10 protein-coding genes are annotated in these 10,091 nt (G+C 42.8%); 6 read left to right on the top strand and 4 right to left on the bottom strand.

Going from position 1 to position 10,091, the window contains the following annotated elements; all coding sequences use genetic code 11:
- The 5 genes from QWY20_RS18265 to QWY20_RS18245 all read left to right on the top strand — a co-directional run.
- Window positions 1-846 (top strand): DUF2779 domain-containing protein (locus QWY20_RS18265; RefSeq protein ID WP_330130413.1); only part of this gene is annotated, 846 nt, incomplete at its 5' end.
- Between the two features lie 21 nt (window positions 847-867).
- Complete coding sequence (locus QWY20_RS18260; protein WP_330130412.1) at window positions 868-1,143, top strand: hypothetical protein; 276 nt, start codon at window positions 868-870, stop codon at window positions 1,141-1,143.
- 54 nt (window positions 1,144-1,197) lie between these two features.
- Window positions 1,198-1,413 (top strand): hypothetical protein, encoded by a 216-nt coding sequence (locus QWY20_RS18255; protein WP_330130411.1) that lies wholly within the window; start codon window positions 1,198-1,200, stop codon window positions 1,411-1,413.
- Between the two features lie 218 nt (window positions 1,414-1,631).
- A complete protein-coding gene (locus QWY20_RS18250; RefSeq protein ID WP_330130410.1) occupies window positions 1,632-1,850 on the top strand; it encodes a hypothetical protein in 219 nt (72 codons plus the stop codon).
- Between the two features lie 116 nt (window positions 1,851-1,966).
- Window positions 1,967-2,194 carry a hypothetical protein gene (locus QWY20_RS18245; protein ID WP_330130409.1) on the top strand — a complete coding sequence of 76 codons (228 nt, stop codon included), beginning with the start codon at window positions 1,967-1,969 and terminating at the stop codon, window positions 2,192-2,194.
- A gap of 1,164 nt (window positions 2,195-3,358) precedes the next feature.
- Here the strand turns inward: QWY20_RS18245 and QWY20_RS18240 are convergent.
- Both QWY20_RS18240 and QWY20_RS18680 read right to left on the bottom strand, forming a co-directional pair.
- A complete protein-coding gene (locus QWY20_RS18240) occupies window positions 3,359-3,775 on the bottom strand; it encodes a nucleotidyltransferase domain-containing protein (RefSeq protein WP_330130408.1) in 417 nt (138 codons plus the stop codon).
- Window positions 3,776-4,422: 647 nt separating this feature from the next.
- Window positions 4,423-4,815, bottom strand: a complete 393-nt coding sequence (locus QWY20_RS18680) for a transposase (protein WP_407935445.1) — start codon at window positions 4,813-4,815, stop codon at window positions 4,423-4,425.
- 508 nt (window positions 4,816-5,323) lie between these two features.
- Between QWY20_RS18680 and QWY20_RS18235 the strand changes: the two genes are divergently transcribed.
- A complete protein-coding gene (locus QWY20_RS18235; RefSeq protein ID WP_330130407.1) occupies window positions 5,324-7,465 on the top strand; it encodes a DEAD/DEAH box helicase in 2,142 nt (713 codons plus the stop codon).
- Window positions 7,466-8,254: 789 nt separating this feature from the next.
- On the opposite strand, the gene parS is transcribed toward QWY20_RS18235, so the two are convergent.
- Window positions 8,255-8,698, bottom strand: coding sequence for a type II RES/Xre toxin-antitoxin system antitoxin (gene parS / locus QWY20_RS18230; RefSeq protein WP_330130406.1), 444 nt, complete (start codon window positions 8,696-8,698; stop codon window positions 8,255-8,257).
- A gap of 183 nt (window positions 8,699-8,881) precedes the next feature.
- Window positions 8,882-10,091: translesion error-prone DNA polymerase V subunit UmuC (gene umuC / locus QWY20_RS18225; RefSeq protein WP_330130405.1), on the bottom strand; the 1,210-nt coding region annotated here is incomplete at its 5' end.

The raw sequence follows: 10,091 nt of genomic DNA, 5'->3' as shown, positions 1-10,091 counted from the left end.
CAAGGCCTAAAAAGTGGTTTTGAAAGCTGTTGGCACCCCCATTTTGGTACCGATACTATTTCGGCCGAAGAGCCCACGGTGCTATCGCTATGGAACTCACGAAAAACAGCTGACTTTTTGAAACAGGGCATCGTAAAGCTTAGCCAAATTGAACAAGACGACTTGAAGTTTGATGGTGACATGACCTCGCCACTGACAGGATTGGCCAGGCAATGGCTGCAGATCGAAAAAGTGAAAAATCACGACTCAAGTGTTTATTTGGACAAGGCAGGCTTGGCCGAACAGCTAGCCAAATTCAACTACCCACTTCATTTTATAGATTTTGAAACCAGCACCGCAGCATTGCCCTTTTTCAAAGGAATGGTGCCATACGAAACGATTGCATTTCAATTTTCGCAGCATACCCTTCATGAAAACGGGACTGTGGAGCATAAAACTCAGTTTTTGGGTGTGACTCCTGGGAGTTTTCCTAACTTCGATTTTGTTCGAGCTCTGAAGCAGGCCCTTACAAGCGATGAGGGGACCATTTTCTGCTACTCAAAGCACGAGAATACGGTGTTAACCCATATTCTGCTTCAGTTAGAGCGTTCAGGTGAGCAGGACAAAGCAGGCCTCATTGATTTCATAAAAACCATTACAAAATCGAGCAAGGATATCGTGCCAGGTTGGCAAGGAAAAAGGGTGATGGTCGATATGTTGGAGCTGGTCAAAGGATACTACTATGATCCAGTTACCGGTGGTTCAAACTCAATTAAAGACGTGCTACCGGCAATGTTAGCCCGTTGCACGATGCTGCAGAGCATTTACAGTTTGCCGGTTTATGGCACAGTGACGATGCCGAGTTAGAATTTTCAGAACCATACCTGGTTGCACAGAGAAACGAATGGTGTTTGCGATCCTTACAAGCAATTGCCGAAACTTTTTGATGACGCAACAGAGCATGACCATGCACTGTTAAGTGAGTCGAATGAGCTCAATAACGGCGCTATGGCGTTAACTGCCTATGGGAAGCTTCAATACACACAAATGTCAGACTATGAACGCGAGGCGCTTTGTACTGCGTTACTGAAGTACTGCGAGCTCGATACCCTGGCGATGGTGATGATTTATCAGGGGTGGCTATTTATGCTTAATGACGCTTAGACAGGCTACACACATTGTTGTGAGTGTATTGAAGAGCAGGATAGGGGAGTCGAAATGCTAAGTGGGTATGAAATTGCAATGTTGGTCACCATTGGCGCATCGTTTGTATTCATGATGTGGCGTTTGCTTAGAGCGCTTGAACAAGAAAAGCGTGAAAAGTTTGAAAAGCAACAGCGCTCCAGTGAGCAAACAGATGAGCCATCCAAAGATGAGCCGTTGTCATCTGCTCAGCGGGATCCGTCAGAGCGGCGAAATGACCAAGGGCTGTAGTTCACTTTGCATATGCAGTTGTTGGCTGTCTGGTCGCTTCTCGGTATGCAATGAAGCCTGAATGTGGTTCATGGATGTGAACAGTGGATTTAAGTGTCCACTAAAACTAAGTGGACACTTAAATTCAGAGGCAACCTCTGAAAAAAATAGTAGATTATTCATTAGTAAGGCTTTGCTGGTTGTACGTGCAGCCACACCGGCTTTGAAGGAGGATACCAATGCTCAATGGCTATGAAATTGGAATGTTATTGATGATAGGCGCATCGTTTGTTTTCATGATGTTGCGTTTGATTCGAGCGCTGGAGCAAGAAAAGCGAGAGAAAGCTGAGCAGCGCCGGTCAGAAACATCGTCACCGAGAACTTCATCGGCGCCCGAGCAAGATTCAAATTTAGATGCTAAACCTCCTGAGATACGCTCTCACGACAGGGAGATTTAATGGGGGAGGTTTTTAAATCCCAACAATAAGGAAAATATCTGTCGATTGATTGCAAGGTTTCAACGACATAGCAAGTAAGTCGAGTTCAAATTTATTGTTAAAGAAAGAGGCAAATAATGACGTACACCATTGAAATTCTGCAGGGTAATTTTCTTCCACTGCCAGATGAGCTTTGTAACGAGCTAGGTTTTGCTGTCGGAGATATTTTGTTTTGTGTGCAAGATAAAGAGCGCTCAAAAATCAGTATGACAAAGCATAGCGATCAGACATTAACTGATGAACAGATCTCAGCTGCTGGGAATTTAACACGCGTGGTAAATCTTGAAAGTGCGGAGAGAGAATAACTCAGCTAAGGTGTTCGTATGGAAAACCAGGGTCATAAAAACACGCTCATAAACTGCATGGTTTGGTTCTGTGCATAATTGCAGCTCTCATAAAAAGCATGATTTTGTTTTTAGGTGCACATAAAAAGCATGAAGTTCCTTATCTAATTGTTTTTATTGGGCTATTTTAAAATTGTCTGCTTTTGAACTGTTTGCAGAATTTTTTTGGGAGGCGAAATTGGAGAGGCCAAATTCTATTAGGTGGTACATTCCTCTGGTTTAAAAAAATTTCCCTAAAGAATTGCGCGTAATTTAACATTATTTTAAGTTTTTAGTTCACATTTCGGCCCATGCTGTTTATGAGATCAAATCATGTAGTCTATGAGAATAAAGCATGCTGTCTGTGAGAGATCTCCATGCGATCTATGAGATCGCTCTGTGGATAAAGGATTCACATTGGCAGCATGGAAACCTCTCATAAATAGCATAAAAGCGCTCATAAACAGCATGATGCCATCATTTGTGTTCATGATGTGGCGGTTGCTCCGAACACTGGAGCAGGAAAAGAGAGAGAAAGCGGAGCCAGTCAGAAAACATCGTCTTCGACAATTTCATCGAAGCCAGAGCAAGCATGTTCAGAGGATAAAACTCCGGAGATACGATCTCACGACAGTGAGGATTAACGGGAGAAGCGTTAAATCCCCTTGAGACTTAGGCAAAGATGCTCAAATAGCATGGGGATATTCATAACCGGTTATGGATAGTAGCTCAGTGCAAGGTTGCAACTTCGAATCGTCACTAAGTGCCAAAAGCGGACATTTCGATTTGCAGGCATCAAAGTCTGTTTTTAGGTCTTAGCAAAACGTTTGATCAAAGCCAGGCTTTAGCTTTAGCCCGCCCCAGTATGCGAAGCGAACGATTCGAACCACTTGCCTTGTTAGGTGCTGCCGCTAAGTTGAATATTATTAGATCATTTTTTTAAAGCTTTCCGTAATAATATTTTTATTGGCAAAATTGCCATTACAACCCAAAACACTGTTGCACTTTCAAAAACCCATAACAAAAAGGCTGCAGCTAAAAATACAGCGCCGTCTCCGTGCGGGTCTCCCCTCCCACGCATAAATACTCCTTTTGAGTGGATGGATAAAAAATTAGTACCGAGTGGTACTCGGTTTAATAATATTATTAAGGCCAAATTTTAAATGCAAGCTCTTGATGGTGAACGACACTCCCCATATCTGCTCCAAACTCTAATGAGGAGTCTTCATCTTGAAGCCACTTAGACCCCATGTATTTTGCAGTACAGTGATCCATTAACTTCCATTTCAGACCAGTAAGCGAGCCGCTTTTTTCTTGCCATGGGTCTTTAAAGTTATTATTGTCATATACGATAAGGCAATCAACTAAATTTGGCTGGCTTAGCTTTAACTTTGCTTTAGCAATGAGCTTTTCAGAACCAAATACAATTATATCTGTGTCCGACTTTTCTGTTGCCCGACCGTTTGCACGAGAACCTATAAGCCAAATCGAGGATGGGCTTGGCTCCAGAATAGTCAACTCTGAAACAAAGGTCAGAGCGTGAGCTGGAATATTGTGTATCATTCTACACCTAACAGTAATTATGTAAACATATTGGTGGTATACGAATAAAAAACAAATTAAACCAACCATTTTGGTGTAAGTTGATTTTTATGATGCGCTAAAGTTATTCATTTTTTAATTTTCGGTCTTATGAAGAGGCACAAGTAACACCTTATCACCAAACCATGTTAAAAGTAATCAATGGGCTGGACTCCTCCCATCTCAATGATGTCTGACTCACCTGAGGGTTCCCCACGAATTCAAAGCTCATAGTATCAGCTCTTCTCCAATTTGATCACAGCCGAATCCAGCTCGGCAACCCAGTGTATAATTTGCTCTATTGCGGAGGCTATCTGTGCAGCACTTAGCCAGAGCCGCTCGAACTTGCATTGCCGGTTACCCAGATAGTTGAAGGACAGCATTCGCCTGTTTCGCTTCGTATTGGCCATAAACTGCGGGTGTAGGCCCGCCATCACTGTATCCACAACCACCATGTAATTTAGCGAGTTCGCCAGATCGGCCAGTAAAATAAATTTTGCTAAACTCGTTGGCTCCGCGGTGTGCCATGTGAATTGCTGCCCAGATCATAGGTGCCGCTTTTTAGTCCCGGAAGCTGACTTCAATTTGCATGCGTTTGCCGTAGCAAGCTACGATTTTATCAACATAGTTCAGACACTTTTGCAGGGACGACACCAGCAGCCAGGGCTCTTTGTATTTGCGCTTTTTATCCCGTATTTTGAGTTTCCAGCCGGTGCCGAATAGCAATGCCTGAGCTCGATAGCACATGGCTTTGGTGAGATCAATGCGCCCAAGGTGATTCGGATTGCAGCGGTTTTTTTGAACAGCTCCTGCACACTGATAAATTCATCGTGCTCTGGCAACTTCACATGCTGATTACCGAGAACCCGGCCGATAAAGTGCAACCCTTTTTTGCGTACTTTTTTGAACCACGGAACTTTAAAGCCTGCATCGATGAAAATCACTGGCTTGCAGTCGCCAGGAAGTATGAGTTTCAGGCGCTTCAGGAATTGACTGTGACACCCGTGGACTGTTGTATTCATCGGTGGGAACGACTATTTGCAGCAAGGTCAGTGAGCGACCTTCTAAGGTGAGGCTGGCTCTTAAAATGTGGTTCTGCTTTTTAGTATCGGCATTGCTCAGTCCATCAGGATGATAGTGTGCTTTCTGTTTGCCAGATTGGCTGTGATCATTAATGCGTAGATGCAAGGTATTTCAGCTAGGAGTTTGTTGTTGCTGAGCAGCAGTCTGCCCGTTTGATGCTGTATTGTTCGCATGCATCGCTGTCCCGGCCAATGGCAGTGACTGTAAAGTGTTAATGCTGCAGCAAGCTTTGTGTTGCTGAAAGCAGTGATGAAAATCTGGTCTTATGCATCCGTTCAGGGGTGACAAAAGAGAGAAAATTAGCGAGCATAGTTTTTGCATTCATGGTTGTTAGTGGTTTTGTTTAGTTTTGGCGAACGATCAGATCGGCAACGGCCATGAATGTTCCCTTCTCGCCTAACTTTTTTGTTTATACTACCCCATTTTGGGGATACCATAGCTAGCTTGATGAAACCGGAACAGGTTGCCGAACAAACCGAGATACGCAGCAACATATTTAGAAGAACGTATTTAAAATATGAGTTTAAAGGACGGAGCCATATGAGAAAAGAATTAAAAGCGGATTTAGAAACAAACAACTCAGAAAGAACTAGACCCGCATTTCATCGAATTGGTTTTAACAAATCTTCAATATATCTTACTAAAGCTGCTTTTTATGATGCGAGAGGCTGGGATCATGGAAGAAACTCAAATGGTTCATATTACTTGTTTTCTTGGTCAGACTGGCGCGCAAAAGGGCTATTAGGCTTTGAACTGGGTGATGAATCCCCGGCCCTTGGAAAAGCCATTCTGATTGGTGACTATACACCAGAAAATGATGATATTCGTGATGTGAAATATTCCACTAACGATGGTAAGGCATATTTTAAAAGTGCATTGGCTGAATTGTCAGGAAATAAATTAGAAGATGATACACCTATAAAAATAGATGTAGAAAACTTCATGAAAATGAAAGAAATAATACCTACTGGCGCTCAAGGAAAAGCAATTTATGGCGAGGGTGACTACATCATTGATGGCCCTGCTGGAACCGGAAAGTCAACAACGGTGTTACAAAAAATTAAGTTGCTAGAGCTACACGAAAAGGTTAAACCAAGTTTAATCAAAGTTGTGGTAAAGAACTCAAGAGTTGTGCCGCAGTTTAAGGCGTTACTAAAATCGATCAATATTGATGACATTTCAATTTTACCAGTTAAAGATTTCATTGAGGAAACATATTTAACCTCACCAGGTTTATCAGTTAGTTCATTAACTAATTTAAATGATTTGGCTCAAATAGCATCAAAAGCTTTTCTCTCAGTTTTTGATATCAGGTCGATTTTTTCTATAAGCTATATACCTGATTCTCATCATTGGAATGAGTTATACGAACTCACTAAACATGAAGGTAATTTTGTTGTTCTCGCTGAAGGTTTTTTAAAAAAAGCTAAGGAAATCAGGGAGAGGAAGGTAAAAAATGATAAAACCGTTTCAGAAAAATACACAGAGCTCAAAATTAGCATCGAGCAGCTTAAACAGCGTTTAACATTGACCGTAGTAGAAAAAAATAAAAAATCATTATTCAGAAAGCTTGGGCAAAAAGTTTTGTTTAGCTCTTCAAAAAGTAATGACCAACTATCTCTTAATGATGAAGCAAATATACGCCATCACGTTGATGTATTTAGAGGCAAGAAGCAAAAAGTTATTGATGATCTCAAATTTCGCTTAGGCGAGGAATTGCACATTGCGGAAAAGACGCTTGTTGAGCAATTGGATACTTTAAAGGTCGCCTATGTCAAAGTGCTCTGTGAGTCTCAAAAAGACGAACAGTTCAAAGAGGTACTAAATCTATATTTCAATAAGATCTTTTTTAATGAATATCGATTTCATACTATTATCATTGACGAAGCTCAAGATGTTTCAGCTAGCTATATCGAGTTAATAAGGCTTTGCGCTGAGAATACAATTTTAGCAGGCGATGAATCGCAAAATGAAAATCCAGAAGGAGTTGGTTCGTGGAGTAAGCTTGCAATTCAGGAGTCATTCTTCAAAGACAAAAAGCTTAAAGTTTTTCAATTAAGACACAATTTTAGACAAACCTATGAGCTGGGAAATGTTAGTTACAATTATCGTCAATTATTACTCGGCAGAAATTTGGAAGATATAAAGGCAGATTACTTTGATGACCAAATCGGCTTTGTAAAGCCTAGATTAAAAATTATTTCTCAAGATGAAGAGTTTATAGAATTGGTAACCGAGCAGGTTCAATACATCAATAAATCATTCTCAAACTCATTCCCTTTAGTTATCTTTTACGAAAACGATTCTAGTTTAGATAGGATGCAAAAACTTCTGCTTGACCAGTCTTTAAGCTATTGTAATGAAGATAGTATAAAATCGAATAGTGATATATTATTAGTTAATATATGGGAGATTGCAGGTCGAGAGTTCCCAGTGGTATTGGCCCCGCTAACAGCAACTACCAGTCCAAGCACAATATATATAATGTTAAGTCGAGCTAAGTTTGGGTTGACGTTTTTTACAGGGGTTGGAAAAAAAATTGATGATCACATTGTAACGTTGTGCCAGAAAGGTTTAATTGATAAATGAATATCACATAATTCAATCATGACATAATAAATAATTTCTATGACTGCTAAATTGTATCTTGGCAGGGCCAATACATAGGATTTGCTGAGCAGATTTGTGATGTACGAACCATCATTCAGACTAAAATATGATATATATATGAATAATCTGCCCCATCGAAACAGCCAGCATCCACTAAGATGACTTCATGAAAGATAAAACTGGATAGCGCTGTTAAGTAAGATAATAGCTAACGGAGATAATCTTTATGTCGAGCTTTAATTTTAATTACCAATTGATTTTAGTTCGCAATTAAGGGGAATAGTACATTTATTGTTAGAAAGTTTTTGGGTTGATATGTCTGCTAATCGCTCAAAGCAGACATATGAGGCCCGTCGTACCAGGGCTGTTGTCCGGCCTGCTGTTTCGATTGGCTGAGTAGTTAAGTTCATGCCAAAGCGCCCTTGTTGAAGTAGGCTGAATCCACTAAACTAAACTAAACTAAACTATTATTGGTGAGCAACTCAAGGTCAACAGAGCATGAGTGGTTTTTTATTTTTTAACCTGTCACTACTTTTCTGCTTCATATACGTTGGGTATCTCGTTGTCCGCAAGCTCAAACTTGAAGCAAAAAACCAATCAAATACAAATTCGCCACAGTGAAATAAGCAGGTAGTTTATTTTCCTTTACCAGCAACAAAAGGCGCTCCTTTCGATTTGAATTTTCAGGGCTTAGCTTACAGCATTAGTTGATTTTTCATACATTTCACGACTAAAATCGACTACGGGTCATGTATCATATCACTTGAATTAGGAATGAACTCCGAACTCGAGTCGGGTGATCAGCTTTAAAACTGCCAGTGTGTCTGCACTGGTCTGAAGCATGTCTATCGGTTTCTTTTGTCCGAGCGCAGGGATTGATGATTGCATCCACCGGACAGCGGATTTTTTGTCACCCTCAAACAAACCTGTGGCTCGATTTGTCATTTCTATAAGTCGGTAAATGCGATCGCTTTCTTCTCGGTTGAAGCGTCCCTGTTTTCGCCGGCGGGCCAGTGTCGTGCTGGCTATACCAAGGGCGCTCACAACAGCAGCGAAGCTCAGACCAAGAACTTTTGCTGCATGGGACAACAACTCAACACGAAAACCCGAGTTCACAATCGCTCGAATTTTGGCATCTTCATTTGGCAGTTTCAGCTCTGTCCAAATGTCCGTAGGCGTATCAGCTGGAACGAATTTTCGAATTGCAGTCATGCGTTTTCCTGACGATGGATTCTCTACCGCATAGCATTGGCATCATACCAAGCGAGCGCAACTGTCGCGGTTTTTTTAACCAGTTCAACCATGGCACTTTATAAGCCAGCCTGTTGGAGCCGCATGGCTTCATAAACTTTGCATTAAATATAGGCAACAAAACTCCCTATGGGAACCGTCAAGTTATTTGACCCTGGGCAGATCACGCCAGTTTGTTGTGTAAGCCGGTGACAGCAACTCGCGCTTCATGCTCCATTCCTGCTTGACCCCTTGACTGGCAAACCAGATGGTTTTGCCAAATTTGGTGTTTAGGTTGTCCATCAACTGCATCAGTTTCTGATCGGACTCTTTTTGCACGAGTGGCTCATCAAAAAGACCGGGTTGATAAACGCCAGGATCATAAAAATCAGCCAGCATTACTCCGGCTTTGGCATAGCGGTAGCCATTCACCCATAGTGCATCCAACAGCTGGGTGGCTTTTGCCAGAAAGACGCGGGTGTCAGCACTTGGGGCATCCAGTGCTACGCTCTTGCTGGCACTGTAGGGCGCGTCTTTGTCGCTGAAGGGGCTGGTGCGAAGAAAGACCGTTAGTTGCTTTGCCTCTTGCTGCTCATTTCGAAGCTTTTGACAGGCTCGGCTGATGTACTCGCTGATAGCCTCATGCATCTGCTGCTTGTCGGTAATGCGCTCACCAAAGGCGCGGCTTGAAACGATTTGTTTTTTGGTGGGCGCTACTTCTTCCAAGTCGATGCAGGACTCGCCATTCAGTTCACGCACCGAGCGCTCCACCACCACAGAAAAGTGCTGCCGGATAAACTTAGGGTCTGCATCTGCCAGTTGCAAGGCGGTATCCATGCCGAGCTGCTGCAACCGCTTGGTCAGCTTGCTGCCGATTCCCCAAACCTCATGCACCGGCAGCAAGCTTAGCAGTTTGCGCTGACGGACCTTGCTGGTTAAGTCCACCACACCACCGGTTTTTTGCCAGGTTTTGGCGGCATGGTTGGCCAGCTTTGCCAGGGTTTTGCTGGGAGCAATACCAACGCAGACCGTCATCCCTGTCCATTTTTGAATGGTGTGCCGGACGGTCAAGCCAAACTCGGTGAGGTCCTGGCAGTGCGCTACCCCGGTTAAATCCAAAAAGGCCTCGTCGATGGAGTACACCTCAACCCGTGGGGCCAATTGCTCCAGAGTGTTCATCACCCGTTGCGACATATCGGCGTAAAGCGCGTAGTTTGATGAGAAAGCCATGACGCCATGCTTTTGCATCAAGTCCCGCACCTGAAACAGCGGTACACCCATTTTTATGCCAAGCTTCTTGGCTTCTTTCGAGCGGGCCACCACGCAACCGTCGTTGTTGGACAGCACCACCACCGGGGTAGTGGCCAGGTCTGGT

Source organism: Alkalimonas cellulosilytica (assembly GCF_036325985.1).
Classification (GTDB): domain Bacteria; phylum Pseudomonadota; class Gammaproteobacteria; order Enterobacterales; family Alteromonadaceae; genus Alkalimonas; species Alkalimonas cellulosilytica.
The sequence above is the reverse complement of the archived record's forward strand: the minus strand, read 5'-3'. Positions and strand labels throughout refer to the sequence as shown.

Bases quoted from the DNA above. Each gene is read 5' to 3' on its own strand.
- QWY20_RS18680 (WP_407935445.1), bottom strand. From the start codon at position 4,815: ATGAATACAACAGTCCACGGGTGTCACAGTCAATTCCTGAAGCGCCTG.
- parS (WP_330130406.1), bottom strand. From the start codon at position 8,698: ATGACTGCAATTCGAAAATTCGTTCCAGCTGATACGCCTACGGACATT.
- QWY20_RS18245 (WP_330130409.1), top strand. From the start codon at position 1,967: ATGACGTACACCATTGAAATTCTGCAGGGTAATTTTCTTCCACTGCCA.
- QWY20_RS18240 (WP_330130408.1), bottom strand. From the start codon at position 3,775: ATGATACACAATATTCCAGCTCACGCTCTGACCTTTGTTTCAGAGTTG.
- QWY20_RS18250 (WP_330130410.1), top strand. From the start codon at position 1,632: ATGCTCAATGGCTATGAAATTGGAATGTTATTGATGATAGGCGCATCG.
- QWY20_RS18235 (WP_330130407.1), top strand. From the start codon at position 5,324: ATGAAACCGGAACAGGTTGCCGAACAAACCGAGATACGCAGCAACATA.
- QWY20_RS18255 (WP_330130411.1), top strand. From the start codon at position 1,198: ATGCTAAGTGGGTATGAAATTGCAATGTTGGTCACCATTGGCGCATCG.